The organism is Bacteroides sp. CACC 737 (assembly GCF_013874375.1).
GTDB classification, from domain to species: Bacteria; Bacteroidota; Bacteroidia; order Bacteroidales; family Bacteroidaceae; genus Bacteroides; species Bacteroides uniformis.
In genome coordinates this window covers 2,544,627-2,565,319 of sequence record NZ_CP059408.1, presented here as the reverse complement: position 1 = coordinate 2,565,319, position 20,693 = coordinate 2,544,627, and the positions used below count along the sequence as shown (strand labels likewise).

Below are 20,693 nucleotides of genomic sequence, written 5' to 3'. Positions count from 1 at the left end.
GAAACTTCTCATACTTATTTTTTATTCTGGCTGTACGTCGTAATCCGACTGGTTTTTCACGCCGACAATGTCTTGCTTCTTCACCTCGGTTGTTAATATGTGCTGCAACTGCTGTGAGGTCAGCGTCTCGGTGGGAGAGAACTCAGCCGACTTCATATAGCTTAAAATGGCATTGCGCAGCTGACCTCCTTCCGGAGTGTGGCGAATTGCTTCGAGATTGCTCATACAAACCAATACCTTACCGTTGTCTACGGCAAATTCGAACAGCAAGCCTAACTTGTGGTTCCGTTCCACATTGTCTACTACTTGGATAAGCGGCTTGTATTCGTGACGCGTAGCATTCAGAATAAAGGGGCGGGCATGGCGTACGATGCTCCACCATTGCCAGTTGCTATGGCACTCGGTGGGGAACTGCCGGAACAAGGGATGTTTCTCGTCCATCAGCAAGGAGAGGGTGCCCGGCGAAACTTCGCGGCCGGCGTTTTCCGAAATGCTTTTGAACATGGCATAGTTCCAGTAGTCAGGAGTAAAAAGTCCGCCTACACTCTGTTCTTCAATGGCTTTGTGGTCGGGTATAAGCAGTATCTTTCCTCCTTGGCTCAGTATCTTTCGTGCCTTGTTATCCAAGGATTGACAGATGAAGATGTCCGCTTCGCTTTCCGGTGTCCGGTCGGGGTATACCCATAAGTTATAATAGTTATGATAATTCCCGGTGGTCAGTGTCAGTCGTAATTGGGCAGGCTTGTCTATTTCGGTAAGGGTGCTTTTCAACTCGCCCACCTGCATCACTTTTCCTTGCTCTACATGGGCGGGGACTTTGCCTTCGCGAATAAAAGTTACGCCGTCGCTCAAGCTTTCCAGACGCCAGCATAATGCATCAGCCCATGGTTGCTCTTCGTAATTTGTCAGGGCGAGGCCTATGTTCAGCTCTTCTTTGTTGCTGTAACAGTAGGTGTCCATAAGCGCCAGCGGTACCACCGGAGCACAAAAGCCGCGGAATGTTTCGGGAGTGACAATGCCTTTGCTGTCCATGAAAGCATCCAGAATGCCTACCAGTGCCGAGCCTTGTCCGGGAAAGTCTTGAAGGTCGAGCATCTGGAATCCGCCTAAACCGGCAGTGCGCAGGCCGTATTCAATATCAGCCTTGTAGCATTCGACGGCAAACCGGCCGGTGGCCTGATGGAATGCGTCAATCTGGTCCTGTAGTCCATTTTCATTGAGCCGGTCACGGAATATCTCCAAATCTTTGCCTCTGTAGTTTGTAGTTGCGCACAGCAGTGGAATGTCTTTCTCATAGTTGTGAAGAAGGTGTATCACAAATATGAAGAAGGTGAACCACAGCTGTGCGCATCTTTTGTTGATAAGCTTTCAGCAGAAGGAAGAACGCTTCTTTGCGTAAGGAAGACCTATGCTCTGCCTAATGAAAGCCGGTACTTTGCATGAGCGAAACCTGCAGACAGCAACAGAAATGAATCTAAAAATGGAGGAAAGAATATGGCAATTTTATTTGATTGGTACGAAAACCCGAAAACGAAGGATAAACAAGGGGAAGAGCTGACCCTGCATCCCCGGATTAAACTGAACGGCTCCACGACGACCGATGAGCTGCGCAGGCATATACAAGAATACTGCTCGCTGACCGAGACGGATGTACTGGCGGTACTCGATGCTTTGTCGCATTTTGTGGGACGCGAGCTGGGGGAGGGCAGGCAGGTACATTTGGACGGCATCGGTTACTTTGTTCCCACGCTGACCTGCACGGAACCGGTGACACTGGAGACAAAGCGGAAAAGTACTAAGGTAAAGTTGAAAAATGTTACTTTCAGACCGGACAAGGCGCTGCGCAGTGAGATAGGAGTATTGAAGGTAAAGCCGCTGAAATTGCGGAATCTCACGAAAAAGAGGCTGACGGATGATGAGGTGAAGCAAAAAGTGGTGGAATATTTACGTAAAAATGAGTTCATCACCCGCAGTGTTGTACAGTCGATTTGCGGCATGACCCGCACGACTGCGACGCGGCAGATTCGTCGTCTTTGTGAGGAGAATGTGTTGGTGAACAAAGGGTTGCAGAAACAGCCGATTTATTTTTTGAAGGAAAAAGAGTAGGTTGATGCGTATAGGGCTTGCATGGATTGCGTCATGTAGGCAAAATCTGCCTACATGCTTGCATGAGGTCTGCTTGCATGGCACAATCTGTTGTAAATTAGTGCGCTATATCATTTCATGCAAGCATGTAAGTAAAACATGCGATAAAACTACAGTTGTAGATTAGGAATACCTATAATCGGCAGACGAGAAATTAAAGAATGAAAACAACGCGGCAGAAGGATAGTTTTTATTATTTTTGCAATCAATTCTCAATAGTTATTTAAAAAATATGGCAAAGAAAAATTCAACAGCTAAAGATACGGAGCTGTCACTCTCGTTTTTTGGGAAAGTGGCAGCGTTATTTAGAAGTGAAACTGTTCATTTCGTTATCGGCTTGGTACTGGTAATCTTTTCGGTTTATTTGTTGCTCGCCTTTTCGTCGTTCTTTTTCACGGGAGCGGCAGACCAGAGCATCATTGACGGAGGCAGTGCGCAGGAGCTGATTTCCACCAATAATGGGGTGAAGAACTACGCCGGTAGCCGCGGTGCGCAGTTGGCCAGCTATCTGATAAATGATTGTTTCGGCGTATCGTCTTTCCTGATTCTCGTGTTCCTGGCTGTGGCGGGATTGAAGCTGATGCGGGTGCGTGTGGTGCGTTTGTGGAAGTGGTTCATCGGCTGTTCGTTGATGCTGGTGTGGTTCTCGGTATTTTTCGGTTTTGTGTTTGTAGACCAGTACAAGGACTCTTTCCTCTATCTGGGCGGTATGCACGGATACAATGTCAGCAACTGGCTTGTGTCTCAAGTCGGTGTGCCGGGAGTATGGCTGCTATTGTTGGTAACTGCCATCTGCTTCCTCATCTATCTGAGTGCACGGACTGTCATCTGGTTGCGCAGATTGTTCAGTCTCAGCTTCTTGAAGCGTAAGGAGAAGGCGGAAAGTGTGCAGGGTGAAACGCCGGAAGAGTTCAAGACCTCTTGGGGTGCAAAGGAAAAGGCGGCTGCTCCGACACCGGAAGCTGCGGAGCCGGAAAAGGTTCTTGAAAAGGAGGAGGAGATTGCCACAGAGGAAGAAGAGCCCGAATCGCTGAATGAAATCACCCTTGACTTGGGTGGAAGTGATGGAAAGATAAAGCCTGCCAAGTCTGCGGATGAGGATGTTACCATGACTTTTGAGACTCCTGTACCGGAGCCGGTACCCCCTTTTCGGGAACAGCCGGTAGAGAAGGAGCCGGCATTCCAGGTTGAGAAGGCTGAAGAGGAGGAGTATGTGGGAACGGAGAAGGAGCCGTACAATCCCCGTCTGGATTTGGAAAACTATCATTACCCCACAATAGACTTGATGAAGCATTACGATGACAATGGTCCGACCATTGACATGGTAGAGCAGAACGCGAACAAGGATAAGATTATCAATACTCTGCGTAGTTTCGGTATAGAAATCAGTACCATTAAGGCGACGGTAGGTCCTACGGTGACACTGTATGAAATCACTCCCGAGCAGGGCGTCCGTATTTCGAAGATACGCGGTCTGGAAGATGATATTGCCCTCAGCCTTTCGGCGCTCGGCATCCGTATCATCGCTCCCATTCCGGGAAAGGGTACGATTGGTATTGAAGTGCCCAACTCCAATCCGAAGATTGTGTCCGGTCAGAGCATTATCGGTAGCAAGAAGTTCCAGGAGTCTACTTACGACTTGCCCATCGCACTGGGTAAAACGATTACGAATGAAGTGTTTATGGTGGATTTGTGCAAGATGCCGCACGTGCTCGTTGCCGGTGCTACCGGTCAGGGTAAGTCCGTGGGGTTGAATGCCATCATCACCTCCTTATTATATAAGAAGCATCCGGCAGAGCTGAAGTTTGTGCTGGTAGACCCCAAAAAAGTAGAATTCAGCATCTACTCCGTGATTGAGCATCACTTCCTCGCGAAATTACCCGACGGGGAAGATGCCATCATTACGGACGTCACGAAGGTGGTGCAGACTTTGAACTCCATCTGTGTGGAGATGGATACTCGCTATGACTTGCTGAAAGCTGCCCATGTGCGCAATATCAAGGAGTATAACGAGAAGTTCATCAACCGTCGTCTGAATCCGGAAAAGGGGCATAAGTTCATGCCTTACATCGTAGTCGTTATCGACGAGTTCGGTGACTTGATTATGACAGCCGGTAAGGATGTGGAACTGCCCATCGCACGTATCGCCCAGTTGGCGCGTGCTGTGGGTATACATATGATTATCGCTACACAGCGACCGACAACAAACATCATTACGGGTACGATTAAAGCCAACTTCCCGGCGCGTATCGCCTTCCGTGTATCGGCAATGGTCGATTCGCGTACCATCCTCGACCGTCCGGGAGCCAACCAGCTGATAGGCCGCGGTGATATGTTATTCCTGCAGGGAGCTGACCCGGTGCGTGTGCAGTGTGCCTTTATCGATACGCCCGAAGTGGCGGAGATTACGAAGTTCATCGCCCGCCAGCAGAGTTACCCCACTGCTTTCTATCTGCCCGAATATGTGGATGAAAATGCAGGAGGTGATTTGGGGGATGTGGATATGGGACGTCTCGATCCTTTGTTCGAGGATGCAGCCCGTCTCGTCGTTATTCACCAGCAGGGTTCTACGTCGCTCATTCAGCGTAAGTTTGCCATCGGTTATAATCGTGCCGGCCGCATCATGGACCAGTTGGAGAAAGCGGGGATTGTGGGACCGGCGCAAGGCAGCAAGGCGCGTGAGGTGTTCTGTATAGATGAGAACGACCTGGAAATGCGGTTAAACAATTTGCAATAAGGAATGGTTGTTTATAGAATGATGAAACTTGATAAGCTTTTACTTGGCATGCTATTGTTGTTGTTTGCTGTGCCGATGTCGGCACAGCAACCGGATGCCAAGAATATATTGGAGCGTACAGCCGAAGCCTTTCGGAAAGCGGGAGGGGTGAAGCTGGCGTTTACCGTGAACGAACAACAGGGCTCTTATGCGGGAGTTCTCTATCTGGAAGGTGAGAAGTTTGTGGTTGAGACCGAGGGAATGAAGACTTGGTTTGACGGACATACGCAGTGGAGCTATGTGGCTTCGGCAGATGAGGTGAATGTATCGGAACCTACACAGGAGGAATTGCAGACTCTTAATCCGTATGCTTGGTTGTCCCTCTACAAGCAGGGATACAAATTGAAGTTGAGCAGTGTCGGTGGTAAGCAGGACAAGTCTGTTTATTACATCACCATGACTGCTGCCGACAAGAGGAAAGACCCTGAAAGTGTCTATCTGTTTGTGACAAAGGATACGTATCGTCTGCATCAAGTGCACTTGGCACCACGAGGAAGTAAGTATATGACTACTATCCTTATTGATAGCTACCAGACAGGACAATCCTATCCGGATAGTTTTTTTGTCTTTGACAAAAAAGCCTATCCCACAGCTGAAGTCATCGACATGCGCTAAATAGTAAATTGTAAATAGTCAAATAGTAAATAATATAATGATGGAAACAGAAAAAGTAAAATGTCTGATTATCGGTTCGGGTCCTGCCGGCTATACTGCCGCTATTTATGCAGGCCGTGCCAATCTTTCACCGGTGCTTTATGCAGGATTGCAGCCCGGTGGCCAGTTGACAACCACTACTGATGTGGAGAATTTCCCCGGTTATCCCCAAGGTATCGGAGGTCCGGAATTAATGGAAGACCTGCGGAAGCAAGCCGAACGTTTTGGTGCAGATTTGCGTTATGGAGTCGCTACTGCCGCCAATCTTGCTGAAGCACCTTACAAGATTACAATTGATGACGAAAAGGTGATTGAGGCTGAAACGCTGATTATTGCTACGGGTGCCGCAGCGAAGTATCTGGGACTGGAGGATGAAAAGAAATATGCGGGGATGGGTGTCAGCGCTTGTGCCACTTGTGACGGTTTCTTCTACCGCAAGAAAACGGTAGCTGTTGTAGGGGGTGGAGATACTGCCTGCGAGGAAGCCGTTTACCTTGCCGGACTGGCTGCCAAGGTTTATCTGATTGTCCGCAAACCTTATCTTCGCGCTTCCAAGATTATGCAGGAGCGTGTGATGAAGCATGACAAGATTGAAGTACTGTTCGAACATAATGCCGTAGGCTTGTTTGGAGAAAACGGTGTGGAAGGGGTGCATTTGGTACAGCGTATGGGTGAACCTGATGAGAAGCGCTATGATGTGGCTATTGACGGTTTCTTCCTGGCTATCGGCCATAAACCCAACTCTGATATTTTCAAACCTTATGTAGATACGGACGAAGTAGGTTATATCGTCACCGAGCCGGGAACACCGCGTACGAAAGTGCCGGGCGTATTCGCTGCCGGAGACGTTGCTGATCCTCACTATCGTCAAGCCATCACCGCTGCCGGAACCGGTTGCCAGGCAGCCATTGAAGCGGAAAGATACTTGTCTGCGAAAGGACTGATTTAGTGATTAGCGATTAGGGATTAGGATGGCAACAATGTGTTTTTATTATGCTAATCCCTAACCCCTAATCGCTTATCCCTTGTCACTTATTCCTTATCCTATCTTGCTGATTTTCTTCAGCTTTTCTTCGTCTATGATTTTGATTTTACGCCCGTCGATGGTGATTAACCGTTCTGTGGCAAACTGTGACAGCGTACGTATGGCGTTGGAAGTGGTCATGTTTGACAAATTGGCCAGATCTTCACGCGAGAGATAGATACTCAAGGTGGAGCCGTCTTCCTCCAAACCATAACTTTCTTTGAGGAACAGCAGGGATTCTGCGAGTCTTCCGCGGATATGTTTCTGCGTCAGGTTTACGGTACGTTCATCGGCAATGCCCAAGTCAACGGACAATTGCTTGATGAAGAACATGGCAAGGTCGTTGTTTTGTGTGAGCAGAGTCATCAAGGCAGTCATGGGGATTTGGCAAACAAGAGACGGCTCGAATGCAGATGCTGCCGTGACATAGTCTGTTTTTGCAAAGTAAGGGCGGTAACCGAAATATTCGACAGGTTTAATCATACGGATAATCTGGCTTCTACCACCGACTCCGTCTTTATAGATTTTTACCTTTCCACTCAGCAGACACATCAAGTGCGTAGGTGTCTCGCCTTCGCAATGGATGACTTCGTTTTTTTTGTAGTTCTGGAGTGTGAAGTGGTTGGCGAGGAATTCCCGTTGTTCGTCATTCAGGGGAGACCATATATCTGCAATCAACTCCGGAACATTAATATCAGATAAGTTTACTTTTACCATAACTGCTGCAAAACTGTGTTATACAGCACAAATGTAAAAAGAAAAAATTAAATATTGCACAAATGTGACAAAAAGATGTATGTCAATGTGCTAATGTGGCAATATGCCAATGTGCTAATTGGCTGCGCTATGCTTATGCTGTGTTCTCACGCCGCAGGTCATTAGCACATTGGCATATTGCCACATTATTTTGTGAACAGCAACTCCCTATACTTCGGAAGCGGCCAGATTTCATCATCAATTTCCATCTCGAGGTGGTCGATGTGATCACGGATGCTTTCCAGATAAGGACGTACGGTTTCTTCGTAAGCGAAAGCCTTGTCTTTGTAGTTATCCATGTGATTGGCCACTTTGCGGGCTTCGGTCATTTCGCGTACTTGTACCTTGATGGCGGTTACGCGCTTGGAAATTTCGCGTACAAGCTCTTTCCGGTCGGCACTGAGGATTTCGTATTCTTCGGGAGAGAAGGTCTCGCGCAGGCCACGGAGATTTTCCAACAGACGGTTTTGGTAGATAACGGCAGTCGGTACGATGTGGTTGATGGCAAGGTCGCCCAGTACACGGCTTTCTATCTGTACCTTCATGGTGTATTTCTCCAGTTCCACTTCCAGGCGGCAGGCAAGCTCCGTTTCGTTAAAGATACGTTCGCCGATGAGTACGGAACGGGACTGGTTGTCCATATAGTGCATCAAGGCTTCGGGAACGTGGCAGATATTGGTCAGACCACGGCGGGCGGCTTCTTGTTTCCATTGTTCGGAGTAGCCGTCGCCCTCAAAGCGGATAGGTTCGGAAGCAAGGATGGTTTCTTTCAGAATGCGGAAGATGGCTTCATCCTTGCCGACTCCTTCTTCCATCAGTTTGTCGATGGAAACTTTGAACTCGTTCAGCTGGTTGGCCATAGCTGCATTGATGGCAATCATGGCAGCAGCACAGTTGGCGGATGAACCTGCGGCACGGAACTCAAAACGGTTACCTGTAAAGGCGAATGGGGAAGTGCGGTTGCGGTCGGTGGTATCCAGTAATATTTCAGGAATACGTCCGATGCCTAATTTCAGTGTCGTTTTTTCTTCCGACGTCATCTTGCTGTTGCTTATCTGGCGGGCTATCTCGTCGAGGATGGAAGATAACTGTTTGCCCAGAAAGATGGACAGAATGGCGGGAGGTGCTTCGTTGGCTCCCAGGCGATGGCTGTTTCCGGCGCTCATGATGGAAGCCCGCAGCAGGTTTTGGTTTTTATACACCATCATCAGCACGTTCACCAGGAAGGTGAGGAACAGCATGTTTCCTTTCGGATTCTTGCCCGGTGCAAAGAGGTTGACACCTGTATCGGTGCAGAGTGACCAGTTGTTATGTTTACCGGAACCATTTACGCCGTTGTAGGGTTTCTCGTGAAGCAGTACGGCGAAGTGATGCTTGCGGGCAATGCGTTTCATCAAATCCATTACAAGCTGGTTGTGGTCGTTGGCAAGGTTGGCATTCTCAAAGATAGGTGCCAGTTCAAACTGGTTGGGAGCTACTTCATTATGGCGTGTCTTGACCGGAATGCCCAGCTTGTGGCATTCAATTTCCAGTTCCTTCATGAAGGCTGTGACGCGTGGGGGAATGGAGCCGAAATAGTGGTCCTCCAGTTGCTGGTCTTTGGCCGAAGAGTGTCCCATCAGGGTGCGTCCGGTCAGACAAAGGTCCGGACGGGCATTGTACAGTGCCGAGTCAACGAGAAAATACTCTTGTTCCCAGCCTAAGTTGGTATAAACGCGTGTGATATTCTTGTCGAACAACTGGCATACGTCTGTCGCTGCCTTGTCTACAGCAGCCAGGGCTTTGAGCAGTGGAGTCTTATAGTCGAGTGCTTCGCCGGTATAAGAGATGAAGATGGTGGGGATACAGAGCGTAGTATCTACCACAAAAGCGGGTGAGGAAACATCCCAGGCTGTATATCCGCGTGCCTCGAATGTGTTTCTGATACCTCCGTTGGGGAAAGAGGATGCATCCGGTTCCTGCTGGATGAGCAGTTTGCCGGAAAAACGTTCAATCACTTCTGTTCCTTCGCCGAATTCGATAAAGCCGTCATGCTTTTCGGCTGTTCCGTCCGTCAGAGGTTGGAACCAGTGCGTGTAGTGGGTGACGTTGAGGGACTTTGCCCAGCTTTTCATACCGTTGGCTATCAAATCTGCCATTTCGCGGTTGATGGGAATGCTTTTCTCGATAGCATCGGTTACGGCTTTGTAGGCTTCCCGAGGCAGGTATTCCTGCATTTTCTTACGGTCGAAGACATGGCTGCCGTAGTAGTCGGACAGTTTGTTTGAAGGGGTGGTCACTTCAAGAGGTTGCCGATTGGCAAGTTCTTGCAAAGCAAAAAATCGCATTTTTGACATATAAGTCTTTCCTTTTATTGGTTGTTGGGCGCAAAAATACATGTTTTTTTTGAACCACCCCCTCTTTTTTAGGGGGTATTCTTGAAAATATTAGTGTTTTTTGAGGATATACCCCCTGAAAAAGTTTGCTTGTTATGGAAAAACGACTCAAAGCTTACGTTTGTTCCATGCCATGATTAGTAATCTTTCCGCATCACGATTAGTAATCTTAGTGCGTCGTGATTAGTAATTTTCATGCGTCACAATTACGAATCATTCTGTACATGACACTTGTGGCGCCCTTTTTATAACAATTTATATAGGTTCGTATTTATCTTGCACAAACTATGTGTGCTTGTGTATTATTGTCTCTCGCGCGTAACATATGTTTTATAATAAAGGGTGTCACAAGTGTCATCCCTGCTTCTTTATGGAACATGTTTTTGCATTACACGAATTCTTCCGTATATTTGTCCCGATTCTATAAGGAGAAATTGCGGTTGAAACGTTTGTTGTTTATATGGATTTGGATTTGCTTCTTGTTTTCTTTTGTACAGAAGGCAGGGGCGGAGCGTGTATCTTATCCGGTTGACAAACATGTGAGTTCCGCAGACTCCATCATGGAGAAAGTCATCTTCTTTGCCCCCCTTTATGAACGTATTATTGAAAGTTACAAGGCTGAGCTTTACATAAAGGGCTGGGTGAATATCCGTAAGAAGAATCATATTCTCCGCTACATCCCTTCCATGTTCCGGCCCAAAAAAGGGGTGCGGGAATATATGATGGAAACTTATAGCGATTTGCATTTTACTGCTCCCGACATCTATGACCAGAAGGTAAAGGCAAGTGTCGGCACTGCTTCCGAGTTTTGGGAAATGGACGGACGATTGCCGGAATATTTTCACATCAATATCTATTCTTCTACCCTATTATATGACAAACTACTCTCTCCTTTAGCACCCAATGCCAAAAAATATTATACTTATCGGATTGATACGGTGATGGGGGAACGGCATGCTCGCCAGTATAAAATCCGTTTTATGCCGAAAAGCAAAAGCTTTCAGCTGGTGGGCGGTTATCTGATTGTGAGTGATAACGTGTGGAGTGTACGCGAGATGCGTTTTTCCGGACGTAATGAGATGGTGCGGTTCAATAATCTGGTGAAGATGGGTAATGTGGGCGATTCGGACGAATTTCTTCCGTTGCAGTATGATGTGGATGCAACGTTCCGTTTTTTGGGAAATGTGGTAGATGGTACTTATGAAGCTGTACTCGATTATAAGAACATCATTCAGAAAGCTCCTGGAAGTGATATACGGAAGTCGGTGAAGAAAAGTAAATATGACTTGTCAGATTCATACACGTTGCGTACGGATACGAATGCTTTTCGGCGTGATACTGCCTACTTTAAAACTTTACGTCCCATTCCGTTGACCCCGCACGAGGAAACATTGTATCAGGATTTTTTCTTGCGTCGGGATACACTCATCCGGAAAAAGAAGCCGGTCAATAAGAATCTGGAATTCTGGGGACAGATTGGGGATGCTCTGATTAGTCGCTACACAGTAGACCTTGATAAATTGGGAAGTGTACGCTGTTCGCCGTTGATTAATCCTTTTCTTTTGAGTTATAGCGGCAAACATGGAATTTCGTATCGGCAGGAATTCAAGTACAACCGTATATTCAGGGGCGACCGCCTGCTGCGAATCGTTCCCCGGATAGGTTATAATTTTAAAGAGAAAGAATTTTACTGGAGGGTGAAGTCTGATTTTGATTATTGGCCTCGTAAGCGTGCGGCATTTCATCTGGAATTTGGTAATGGTAACCGGATTTATAGTAGTGATGTGCTGGATGACTTGAAAGCTATTCCCGACAGTATCTTTGATTTCAACCAGATACATCTGGATTATTTCAAGGACTTGTATCTGAATCTGCGCCATAGCTGGGAGATAGTGAACGGCTTGTCGCTGGAAGTGGGTATATCCATGCATAGACGTACGGAAGTGAACCGTTCCCGGTTTGAACTTAACTATCCGAGTATGCCATCGGTAAAATCTGTAACAAACGTAGGTTCCGGCGGCTCGTCGTTCTTTCCGAATTTCGACCCCAATGTCCTGAATAAGTTTCGGCATACTTATAACAGTTTTGCCCCCCGTGTCCGTTTGTCTTGGACTCCGGGACAATATTACTATATGAATGGTGACCGTAAGGTGAACCTTCACTCCAAATACCCTTCCATCTCGGTGGATTGGGAACGGGGCATCAGCGGAGTATTGCAGAGCAGCGGTTCGTACGAGCGTGTGGAGGTCGATTTGCAGCATCAGGTTTCTTTGGGATTGATGCGCGATATTTATTGGCGCTTTGGCTGGGGAGAGTTCACCAATCAGAAAGAACTGTACTTTGTGGACTTTGCCAATTTGCGACGCTCCAATCTGCCTATGGGTTGGAGCGATGATATTGGCGGGGTGTTCCAATTGCTTGATGGGCGTTGGTATAACTCTTCCCGCAAATATATCCGTGGACACCTTACATACGAAGCGCCTTTCCTTCTGCTTCGCCATTTGATGAAATATACCCAGTATGTCTTGAACGAACGTCTGTATCTGAATGCACTGGTAGTACCTCACTTGAAACCTTATCTGGAAGTAGGGTATGGCATTGGTACGCATATTTTTGATTTTGGCTTGTTTGCCAGCTTTGCAAACTGGAAGTATCAGGAAATTGGTTGCAAATTCACCTTCGAGCTGTTTAACCGATAGTAATGTGCCAATGTGATAATGTGTCAATGACCTGCGGCGTGATGGCACAGCATAAACATATCGCAGCCAATTAGCATATTGACACATTAATCAATTGTCAATTATTGATTCTTTTGTAACTTTGCTGCAAATTACTTGGAGCTATGGGTATAGTAATAGGAATAGATGTGGGTGGAAGTACCACGAAAATCGTTGGAATTAATGGAGAACAGATACAGTCTCCAATGTTTATTACGGCTACCGACCCGGTGACTTCCTTATTCGGAGCATTCGGTAAGTATATTTATGACAATGGTATACAGCTGGTCGATGTGGAGCAGGTGATGCTAACGGGAGTGGGAAGCGCATTTGTCAACAGCCCTCTATATGGACTGCCTACTCGCAAAACGGATGAGTTTATTGCCAATGGTTTGGGAGCCAGACATGCAACGGATATAGACCAACTGATTGTAGTCAGCATGGGTACCGGCACTTCTTTTGTGAAAATTGACGGCGACAAGGTGCAGCATATTGGCGGCTTGGGGATTGGTGGAGGTACCTTGCAGGGACTATCAAGGTTGCTGTTGAAAACTCATGATATTCATCAAGTGTCCGAGTTGGCTGAGAAAGGGGATGTAACTCGTGTCAACTTGCAGATAGGTGATATTTGCAACACTGCTTTGCCTGACTTGCCTGTGAGTGCTACCGCCTCTCTTTTCGGGAAAGCAGATAGCAATGCTTCTCAAGAAGATATTGCCTGCGGTATAATTTATACGGTGCTTCAAACCATTGGAGGAGCTGCTGTACTGTCAGCTTTGAATAGTCCTATCAAGGATTTCGTTCTGATAGGGAATCTTACCCAACTGCCTCAGTGCCGGGAGGTATTTTCTAAAATGGAAGCCATCTATCATGTACATTTTCATATACCGCCCTATGCTGAATATAGAACAGCAATAGGAGCGGCATTGGCATACGTAAAAGAAAGGCAAGGGTAGTGGTTACTTCTTGCTTGCCTTCTTCATATAGCTGTTTATCAAGGTACATGCGGGAGCGGCCACCGTACCGTGGTCAAATCCCTCCATCTGATAGAGGGTGGTTTTTTGTCCCAGTGCTTTGAGGAGGGCATATAAATGAGCGTTTTCCTCATAGCGTGCCAGCATCTCCAACTCTTTGTCGCCAGTGATAAGTATCATGGGTGAAGCGTCCTTTCTTACGTTATTGGAAGGAGCATATTTATCTATAATCGGAGTGTCGGAAGGCAGCCCGCGTTCTTTGCGGATGGTGTAGTGGGTAGTAGTCTGTCCGCTGATGGGGAAAGCACCTGCCAGGCTGTTGGCGTCAATATTCCACTTTGCCAGGTAACTCTTGTCCAGATTGAGCATCAGACAGAGATAACCACCGGCTGAATGACCGGCTATGTATATTTTATCTTTATCTCCTCCGAATTCTTCTATGTTCTCGAAAGTCCAAGCAACGGCCTCTGCGGCATCTTCCGTGTAGGCAGGATTTTGGGCACGCGGGCTGAGTCGGTAGTTTACGGCTATCACGGCGTAGCCTTGATTCAAGAACTCCTTCGGGAAATGTTTCTCTCCGACTTCCAGTCCTCCACCGTGAAACCAGACAAGGGTTGCAAATCCTTTTTTATCTGTAGGATAATGGATGTCGAGCTTACAACGCTCCAGCTTATAGCTGTCCTTTTCGCCAGGATGAAGATAGGAAATGTTCTTTTGTGTACGGTAGTTGTTGTCCGTTGTCTGATTTTGGCTATAACATAATAATGTATAGCAAATGATGGAAATGCATGCGATTATCTTTTTCATGATAAATTATTGAGATTATGTATAAATGAAACGATGCAAAGGTAACATTTTTTTTGTTCTTTAATTGATTATTCCACTGCTGTTTTGAATGCTTTTTGTTTTGTAGTTCAAGAAAATACTTCTATCTTTGCGCCCGATTTACAATGAGTCAACATAAAGTCTCACTTAATTAACGAGTTAAACAATTTATTTATTAATGGAAAATTTAAAGAATGTAGCTCCTATTGAAGACTTCAACTGGGATGCTTATGAGAACGGCGAATCAGTAGCCAGTGCAAGCCACGAAGAACTGGAAAAGGCGTATGACAATACGTTGAACAAGGTTAACGACCGCGAGGTAGTTGATGGAACCGTAATCGCAATGAACAAGCGTGAAGTAGTTGTGAACATCGGTTACAAATCAGACGGTATCATTCCGATGAGTGAATTCCGTTACAATCCTGAACTGAAGGTTGGTGATACTGTTGAGGTATACATCGAAAATCAGGAAGACAAGAAAGGACAGCTCGTTCTGTCTCACCGTAAAGCTCGTGCTACCCGTTCTTGGGATCGCGTAAACGCAGCTTTGGAAAACGAAGAAATTATCAAGGGTTACATCAAGTGCCGCACAAAGGGTGGTATGATTGTAGACGTATTCGGCATCGAAGCTTTCTTGCCGGGTTCTCAAATCGACGTGAAGCCTATCCGCGACTACGATGTATTCGTTGGCAAAACAATGGAATTCAAGGTTGTTAAGATCAACCAGGAATTCAAGAATGTGGTTGTTTCCCACAAGGCTCTTATCGAAGCCGAACTGGAACAACAGAAGAAGGAAATCATCGGTAAACTCGAAAAAGGACAAGTTCTCGAAGGTACCGTTAAGAATATCACTTCCTATGGTGTATTTATCGACCTGGGTGGCGTAGACGGTTTGATTCACATCACAGACCTTTCTTGGGGCCGTGTCAGCGATCCGAAAGAAGTGGTTGAACTCGACCAGAAACTCAACGTTGTTATCCTTGACTTTGATGATGAGAAGAAGCGTATCGCTCTCGGCTTGAAGCAACTCACTCCACATCCTTGGGATGCATTGGATGCTAACCTGAAAGTTGGCGACCACGTGAAGGGTAAAGTTGTAGTTATGGCTGACTACGGTGCATTCATCGAAATCGCTCCGGGTGTTGAAGGTCTGATTCACGTATCTGAAATGTCTTGGTCACAGCACTTGCGTTCTGCACAGGACTTCATGAAGGTAGGTGACGAAGTTGAGGCAGTAGTCCTGACTTTGGACCGTGAAGAGCGTAAGATGTCTTTGGGTATCAAACAGCTGAAGTCTGATCCTTGGGAAACTATCGAAGAGAAGTATCCTATCGGCAGCAAGCACACTGCAAAAGTTCGTAACTTCACTAACTTCGGTGTATTCGTTGAAATCGAAGAAGGTGTTGACGGCTTGATTCACATCTCTGACCTGTCTTGGACGAAGAAGGTTAAACATCCGTCTGAATTCACTCAGATTGGTGCAGACATCGACGTACAAGTTCTGGAAATCGACAAGGAAAACCGTCGCTTGAGCCTTGGCCACAAGCAACTCGAAGAAAATCCTTGGGATGTATTTGAAACTGTATTTACAGTAGGTTCTGTACACGAAGGTACTATTATTGAAATGCTGGATAAGGGTGCTGTAGTTGCTCTGCCTTATGGTGTAGAAGGTTTCGCTACTCCGAAGCACCTCGTTAAGGAAGACGGCTCACAAGCTCAGTTGGACGAGAAGCTTGAATTCAAGGTAATTGAGTTCAATAAGGATGCTAAGCGTATTATCCTTTCTCACAGCCGTATCTTTGAAGATGCTGCAAAGGCAGAAGAAAGAGCTGAAAAGAAGGCTGCTACTAAGAAGTCAACCGGTAAGAGAGAAGACGTTGCTCCTGCTATCCAAAACCAGGCTGCATCTACTACTCTGGGTGACATCGATGCTTTGGCTGCCTTGAAGGAACAGATGGAAGCTGGAAAGAAATAATTACTCCATTCTATAAATGAAGGAAGGGTACTTGCGTAAACAAGTGCCCTTCTTTTTTATGATTTGTCAATAGAATTTTATGGAATTAAGGATGGTTTTTCCATAAATGTTTATCTTTGCAGGGTGGTTGCTCTTGTAATCATAGAAATATTCAATAATTTATTTTCATTTATTATGAAAAACATGTTCAAAAATGTAGGGAAGACGGTGTTGTTCACTTGCCTGTCACTGATGTTACTAACCGCATGCGGCCAGAAGTCTAAACTCAAGCTGGCTATCGCGGCTGCCAACAAACAATGTCCCATGGATATGGGAGCTTCCGGCGAAATATCCAGCATTACTTTTGATGGGGCGGATGTGGTATATGTGCTGCTTATGAATGAAAGTTTCCTCGATATAGATGCTTTGAAAAAGAATCCCGATGCAATGAAGTCTGCTGTGACTGTTATGTTGGGTAATCCACAAGGGGCTATTAAAGAGATGCTGGATTTGGTTGTCGGTACTGATTCCGGTATGAAGTTCATCTATAAAGGAAAGACATCCGGTAACGAAGTGGAGTGTTATCTGACTACTCAAGACTTGAAAGATATATTGAATGGCGGTTCAGCTGCTGAAAGCAGTGATAAGAAGAAATTGGAAGAGCAAGTGAAGATGACCAACGTATCATGCCCGATGCAGGTGGATGAAGCCACTTTGCTCAATAAACTGACAATCGAGTCGGATAAGGTGCTGTATCATTATACGATTGACGAATCTGTAGTACAGATGTCTGCTTTGAAGGAAAATGCAGAACAGATGAAGGCAAATGTGAAGAACTCTTTGAATTCCTCCGATCCAGCCTTGCGCATGTTCTTGGAAGTATGTGTGAAGTGTGATAAAGGGGTGGGCTATCTGTATAAAGGGAATAAATCTAGAGAAACTTTTGAAATATCCTTTGGAATTTCAGAGATAAAGGCTCTTCTATAAATCAAGGAGTAGAAATCAGTTCGGAAGGTTTGGAATGGAAAAGTTTGAGTTACATATTCTTGGTTGTGGTTCCGCTTTACCCACAACACGTCATTTCCCTACGTCTCAAATTGTGAACGTGCGCGACAAGCTGTTTATGATTGATTGTGGGGAAGGGGCACAGTTGCAGTTCCGTAAATCACATCTGAAGTTTTCACGTTTGAATCATATCTTTATCTCTCACTTGCATGGAGACCATTGTTTTGGCTTATTGGGACTGATTTCTACACTAAACCTTTTAGGACGTACAGCCGAGTTGCATATCCATTCTCCAAAAGGGCTGGAAACATTGCTGACACCTATGCTGGACTTTTTTAATAGACAGATGACGTACAAGGTCCTTTTCCATGAGTTTGATACGAAAGAACCGATGCTGATTTATGAAGACCGTTCGTTGACGGTTACTACCATTCCTTTGCGTCATCGTATGCCGTGTTGTGGCTTTTTGTTTGCAGAAAAGCAGCGTCCTAACCATATTATCCGTGAAATGGTCGATTTCTACCAAGTGCCGGTATACGAATTGAATCGTATAAAGAATGGGGCCGATTACGTGACACCGGAGGGAAAAACTGTTTCCAACAACTTGTTGACCCGCCCTTCTGCTCCGTCCCGCAGTTATGCCTATTGCTCGGATACCATCTATCTTCCTTCTATCGTAGAGCAGATAAAAGGAGTTGACTTGCTTTTTCATGAAGCGACATTTGCGAATGAGGATGCACCGCGTGCTAAAGAAACATTTCATACAACTGCTGCACAAGCGGCTGAAATAGCCAGGAGGGCTGAGGTGAAGAAGTTGTTGATAGGACATTTTTCGGCACGATATGAAGATGAAAATATCTTACTTCAAGAAGCATCCGCTATTTTTCCGGATACTCAGCTTGCCAAAGAAACACTTTGTGTATCGGTATGAATTAAACTTTTCGTATCTTTGCACAAGTGCGAAGATAACTGCACCTCGACATAAAAAATGAACTCGTTCATTTTGTTCTGCTTTCGGTTTGCATTATCTTTGGCAGTCTAAAATAACAAATGCGAATAGAAATTTATGACCCCTTCCTATAATGAACGCGAAGTGTTGGCCCTTCTGCAAGAAGAAAGCACACAAAAGCGGGGATTTGAGATGATTGTTGCCCAATATAGCGAGCAGCTGTATTGGCAGATTCGTCGTATGGTCCTCTCTCATGAAGATGCCAATGATTTACTTCAGAATACTTTCATTAAGGCATGGACCAATATAGATTATTTTCGGGCAGAGGCTAAACTCTCTACCTGGCTCTATCGCATAGCCTTGAATGAATGCCTCACTTTTCTGAACAAACAACGGGCTGCTTCCACAGTATCTTTGGATGATCCCGAGGCAGATGCACTTCAAAAGCTTGAAAGTGATCCTTACTTCTCCGGTGATAAAGCAGAGATGGCTTTGCAAAAAGCCTTGCTTGCCTTGCCGGAAAAACAACGTATGGTGTTTAATTTGAAGTATTACCAGGAAATGAAATACGAAGAGATGTCTGATATATTCGGTACTTCCGTAGGTGCCTTGAAGGCTTCTTATCACCATGCCGTGAAGAAAATAGAAAAGTTTTTGGGTGAGGAATATTAAACCTTTGCCACAAAACAATGTCTAATTAAACAGAAAGGAGAAAGCTTATGAAAGAAGAAGATAAAATACTGAAAAAGATAGGGACGGAAAATCCTTTCCGCGTTCCTGACGGCTACTTTGAGAATCTTACTTCAGAGGTAATGAACCGGCTTCCCGAAAAAGAAAAACTCACTGCTGTACAGACAGAGCCTACAATGTGGCAGAAGGTAAAGCCTTGGTTGTATATGACCGCCATATTTATAGGTGCGGCATTGATTATCCGCGTGGCTTCTTCGGAGTATACTCCATCTGTAGAGCGTATGGCTGCTGATGATACGGAAACAGAAATGGAATATATTAATATGGCCGTAGAGAATTCCATGCTGGATGATTATTCATTGTATGTTTATTTGGCAGACTCTGATGCAGAATAAGGTAACAACACTCAACTATTTAAAAATGAAAAGACTGATTGTTTTATTGGTTATGATATGTGGCATGATGCCCCTGCTTTGGGCTAGTGATGGATGTGATCAGCATCTGTCACCCGAAGAGTTTCGTGCCAAACAAAAAGCGTTTATAACGGAGAAAGCCGGGCTGACGAGTGAGGAAGCAGCTAAGTTCTTCCCATTGTATTTTGAATTGCAAGACCGGAAAAAGCAGTTGAATGACGAGGCTTGGAAATTGCTCCGGCAAGGGAAAGATGAAAAAACAACCGAAGCCCAGTATGAGGAAATTATGGAAGGTGTGTATGATGCCCGTATTGCTTCTGACCGGTTGGACAAGACCTACTTTGATAAATTCAAGAAGATATTGTCTTGTAAAAAGATTTATCTGGTGCAAAGAGCTGAAATGCGTTTCCATCGTGAACTGCTGAAAGGCATGCATAAAAAGGGAGATGGCCCCCAGCGAAGACCGCAAGGGAAAAAATGAGTAGTGAATGAATTACAAATAAGGAAGGTTGCCACGATGGTGTGAGCAACCTTCTTTTGTTAATGAGAGATACCTCGTTTTAGCCTTGCTAAACCTCTACTTTAGTTCCCTAAACCTCTACTTTAGCCAGTTAAACCTGACCTTTAGAAGAATCATCTTGTTTGCTTTCTTTTTCCAGTGCTTTCGCTTCATTCCATAGCTTATCCATTTCTTCCAGTGTCATGTCATGGAGATTTTTACCCTCCTTGATGCTGTGTGCTTCTACATAGTTGAATCGGTTGATGAACTTCTGGTTGGTGCGTTCCAGTGCATTGTCCGGATTGATTTTGTAGAGGCGGGCAGCATTGATGAGGCTGAACATGACATCGCCGAATTCGGCTTCAGCTTTCTCCTTATCCATATGGGCGACTTCAGCCTGGAATTCCTGGATTTCTTCTTTTACCTTATCCCACACTTGCTCGCGTTCCTCCCAGTCAAATCCTACATTGCGGGCCTTGTCCTGGATACGATAGGCCTTAATGAGTGAGGGTAGGGCGGCGGGTACACCGCTCAATACTGTCTTGTTTCCATCTTTTTCCTTTAACTTCAACTGTTCCCAGTTTTCAGAAACCTGACCTGCGGTTTCGGCCTTTACATCACCGAAGACATGGGGATGGCGGAAGATAAGTTTCTCACAAAGACGGTCGCATACGTCTTTCATATCGAAATCACCGGTTTCGGAGCCTATTTTTGCGTAGAAAGCTACATGCAGCAGCACATCGCCCAACTCTTTGCAGATGTCATTCTTATCATCGCGCATCAAGGCGTCACAAAGTTCATAAGTCTCTTCGATAGTATTGGGGCGCAGACTTTCATTGGTCTGCTTGCGGTCCCAGGGACATTTCTCGCGCAGTTCGTCGAGTATGTCGAGGAAGCGGCCGAAGGCTTCCATCTGTTCTTTTCTTGTATGCATGGT

17 protein-coding genes are annotated in these 20,693 nt (G+C 45.7%); 12 read left to right on the top strand and 5 right to left on the bottom strand.

Features of this window, described 5'->3' with window-relative positions; all coding sequences use genetic code 11:
* Window positions 1-21: 21 nt before the first annotated feature.
* Window positions 22-1,317 (bottom strand): hypothetical protein, encoded by a 1,296-nt coding sequence (locus H1A11_RS11215; RefSeq protein ID WP_255461435.1) that lies wholly within the window; start codon window positions 1,315-1,317, stop codon window positions 22-24.
* A 177-nt stretch (window positions 1,318-1,494) separates the two neighbouring features.
* Between H1A11_RS11215 and H1A11_RS11210 the strand changes: the two genes are divergently transcribed.
* From H1A11_RS11210 to trxB, 4 genes are all read left to right on the top strand, one after another.
* Window positions 1,495-2,106: a winged helix-turn-helix transcriptional regulator gene (locus H1A11_RS11210; RefSeq protein WP_181757212.1), complete on the top strand. Its 612-nt coding sequence runs from the start codon at window positions 1,495-1,497 to the stop codon at window positions 2,104-2,106.
* 271 nt (window positions 2,107-2,377) lie between these two features.
* Window positions 2,378-4,882, top strand: a complete 2,505-nt coding sequence (locus tag H1A11_RS11205; RefSeq protein WP_181757211.1) for a DNA translocase FtsK — start codon at window positions 2,378-2,380, stop codon at window positions 4,880-4,882.
* A gap of 3 nt (window positions 4,883-4,885) precedes the next feature.
* On the top strand, window positions 4,886-5,536 hold the full coding sequence (locus H1A11_RS11200) for a LolA-like putative outer membrane lipoprotein chaperone (RefSeq protein ID WP_181757210.1): 651 nt from the start codon (window positions 4,886-4,888) through the stop codon (window positions 5,534-5,536).
* A 37-nt stretch (window positions 5,537-5,573) separates the two neighbouring features.
* Window positions 5,574-6,524 (top strand): thioredoxin-disulfide reductase, encoded by a 951-nt coding sequence (gene trxB, locus H1A11_RS11195; RefSeq protein WP_181757209.1) that lies wholly within the window; start codon window positions 5,574-5,576, stop codon window positions 6,522-6,524.
* Window positions 6,525-6,614: 90 nt separating this feature from the next.
* On the opposite strand, the gene H1A11_RS11190 is transcribed toward trxB, so the two are convergent.
* Both H1A11_RS11190 and H1A11_RS11185 read right to left on the bottom strand, forming a co-directional pair.
* Window positions 6,615-7,316: a Crp/Fnr family transcriptional regulator gene (locus H1A11_RS11190; RefSeq protein ID WP_005832010.1), complete on the bottom strand. Its 702-nt coding sequence runs from the start codon at window positions 7,314-7,316 to the stop codon at window positions 6,615-6,617.
* Window positions 7,317-7,501: 185 nt separating this feature from the next.
* Window positions 7,502-9,691 carry a glutamine synthetase III gene (locus H1A11_RS11185; RefSeq protein ID WP_181757208.1) on the bottom strand — a complete coding sequence of 730 codons (2,190 nt, stop codon included), beginning with the start codon at window positions 9,689-9,691 and terminating at the stop codon, window positions 7,502-7,504.
* 416 nt (window positions 9,692-10,107) lie between these two features.
* Here H1A11_RS11185 and H1A11_RS11180 point away from each other — a divergent pair, with 416 nt between their 5' ends.
* Window positions 10,108-12,429, top strand: coding sequence for a DUF5686 family protein (locus tag H1A11_RS11180; protein WP_138345287.1), 2,322 nt, complete (start codon window positions 10,108-10,110; stop codon window positions 12,427-12,429).
* Between the two features lie 143 nt (window positions 12,430-12,572).
* The gene (gene coaW / locus H1A11_RS11175; protein ID WP_117600456.1) at window positions 12,573-13,403 is read left to right on the top strand and encodes a type II pantothenate kinase; all 831 of its coding nucleotides are present in this window, start codon (window positions 12,573-12,575) and stop codon (window positions 13,401-13,403) included.
* Window positions 13,404-13,406: 3 nt separating this feature from the next.
* Here coaW and H1A11_RS11170 read toward each other — a convergent pair whose 3' ends face one another.
* Window positions 13,407-14,228, bottom strand: a complete 822-nt coding sequence (locus H1A11_RS11170; protein ID WP_117964175.1) for an alpha/beta hydrolase — start codon at window positions 14,226-14,228, stop codon at window positions 13,407-13,409.
* A 196-nt stretch (window positions 14,229-14,424) separates the two neighbouring features.
* On the opposite strand from H1A11_RS11170, the gene rpsA reads away from it, so the two are divergent.
* The 6 genes from rpsA to H1A11_RS11140 all read left to right on the top strand — a co-directional run bounded on the left by rpsA (window position 14,425) and on the right by H1A11_RS11140 (window position 19,738).
* Window positions 14,425-16,221 carry a 30S ribosomal protein S1 gene (gene rpsA / locus H1A11_RS11165; protein ID WP_005831997.1) on the top strand — a complete coding sequence of 599 codons (1,797 nt, stop codon included), beginning with the start codon at window positions 14,425-14,427 and terminating at the stop codon, window positions 16,219-16,221.
* A 174-nt stretch (window positions 16,222-16,395) separates the two neighbouring features.
* Entirely contained in the window at window positions 16,396-17,187 is a 792-nt protein-coding gene (locus H1A11_RS11160) for a hypothetical protein (protein ID WP_117964176.1), read from the top strand.
* Window positions 17,188-17,221: 34 nt separating this feature from the next.
* The gene (locus H1A11_RS11155; protein ID WP_117964177.1) at window positions 17,222-18,136 is read left to right on the top strand and encodes a ribonuclease Z; all 915 of its coding nucleotides are present in this window, start codon (window positions 17,222-17,224) and stop codon (window positions 18,134-18,136) included.
* A 135-nt stretch (window positions 18,137-18,271) separates the two neighbouring features.
* On the top strand, window positions 18,272-18,826 hold the full coding sequence (locus H1A11_RS11150) for an RNA polymerase sigma factor (RefSeq protein WP_117964178.1): 555 nt from the start codon (window positions 18,272-18,274) through the stop codon (window positions 18,824-18,826).
* Window positions 18,827-18,873: 47 nt separating this feature from the next.
* Window positions 18,874-19,239, top strand: coding sequence for a hypothetical protein (locus H1A11_RS11145; protein WP_181757207.1), 366 nt, complete (start codon window positions 18,874-18,876; stop codon window positions 19,237-19,239).
* A 25-nt stretch (window positions 19,240-19,264) separates the two neighbouring features.
* A complete protein-coding gene (locus H1A11_RS11140; RefSeq protein WP_009038074.1) occupies window positions 19,265-19,738 on the top strand; it encodes a hypothetical protein in 474 nt (157 codons plus the stop codon).
* Between the two features lie 130 nt (window positions 19,739-19,868).
* On the opposite strand, the gene mazG is transcribed toward H1A11_RS11140, so the two are convergent.
* Window positions 19,869-20,690 (bottom strand): nucleoside triphosphate pyrophosphohydrolase, encoded by an 822-nt coding sequence (mazG, locus tag H1A11_RS11135; RefSeq protein WP_117964180.1) that lies wholly within the window; start codon window positions 20,688-20,690, stop codon window positions 19,869-19,871.
* Window positions 20,691-20,693: the final 3 nt, after the last annotated feature.

Bases quoted from the DNA above. Each gene is read 5' to 3' on its own strand.
- H1A11_RS11190 (WP_005832010.1), bottom strand. From the start codon at position 7,316: ATGGTAAAAGTAAACTTATCTGATATTAATGTTCCGGAGTTGATTGCA.
- rpsA (WP_005831997.1), top strand. From the start codon at position 14,425: ATGGAAAATTTAAAGAATGTAGCTCCTATTGAAGACTTCAACTGGGAT.
- H1A11_RS11185 (WP_181757208.1), bottom strand. From the start codon at position 9,691: ATGTCAAAAATGCGATTTTTTGCTTTGCAAGAACTTGCCAATCGGCAA.
- coaW (WP_117600456.1), top strand. From the start codon at position 12,573: ATGGGTATAGTAATAGGAATAGATGTGGGTGGAAGTACCACGAAAATC.
- trxB (WP_181757209.1), top strand. From the start codon at position 5,574: ATGATGGAAACAGAAAAAGTAAAATGTCTGATTATCGGTTCGGGTCCT.
- H1A11_RS11170 (WP_117964175.1), bottom strand. From the start codon at position 14,228: ATGAAAAAGATAATCGCATGCATTTCCATCATTTGCTATACATTATTA.
- H1A11_RS11145 (WP_181757207.1), top strand. From the start codon at position 18,874: ATGAAAGAAGAAGATAAAATACTGAAAAAGATAGGGACGGAAAATCCT.
- H1A11_RS11150 (WP_117964178.1), top strand. From the start codon at position 18,272: ATGACCCCTTCCTATAATGAACGCGAAGTGTTGGCCCTTCTGCAAGAA.
- H1A11_RS11180 (WP_138345287.1), top strand. From the start codon at position 10,108: ATGTTTTTGCATTACACGAATTCTTCCGTATATTTGTCCCGATTCTAT.
- H1A11_RS11205 (WP_181757211.1), top strand. From the start codon at position 2,378: ATGGCAAAGAAAAATTCAACAGCTAAAGATACGGAGCTGTCACTCTCG.
- H1A11_RS11140 (WP_009038074.1), top strand. From the start codon at position 19,265: ATGAAAAGACTGATTGTTTTATTGGTTATGATATGTGGCATGATGCCC.
- H1A11_RS11200 (WP_181757210.1), top strand. From the start codon at position 4,886: ATGGTTGTTTATAGAATGATGAAACTTGATAAGCTTTTACTTGGCATG.
- H1A11_RS11160 (WP_117964176.1), top strand. From the start codon at position 16,396: ATGAAAAACATGTTCAAAAATGTAGGGAAGACGGTGTTGTTCACTTGC.
- H1A11_RS11210 (WP_181757212.1), top strand. From the start codon at position 1,495: ATGGCAATTTTATTTGATTGGTACGAAAACCCGAAAACGAAGGATAAA.
- H1A11_RS11155 (WP_117964177.1), top strand. From the start codon at position 17,222: ATGGAAAAGTTTGAGTTACATATTCTTGGTTGTGGTTCCGCTTTACCC.
- mazG (WP_117964180.1), bottom strand. From the start codon at position 20,690: ATGCATACAAGAAAAGAACAGATGGAAGCCTTCGGCCGCTTCCTCGAC.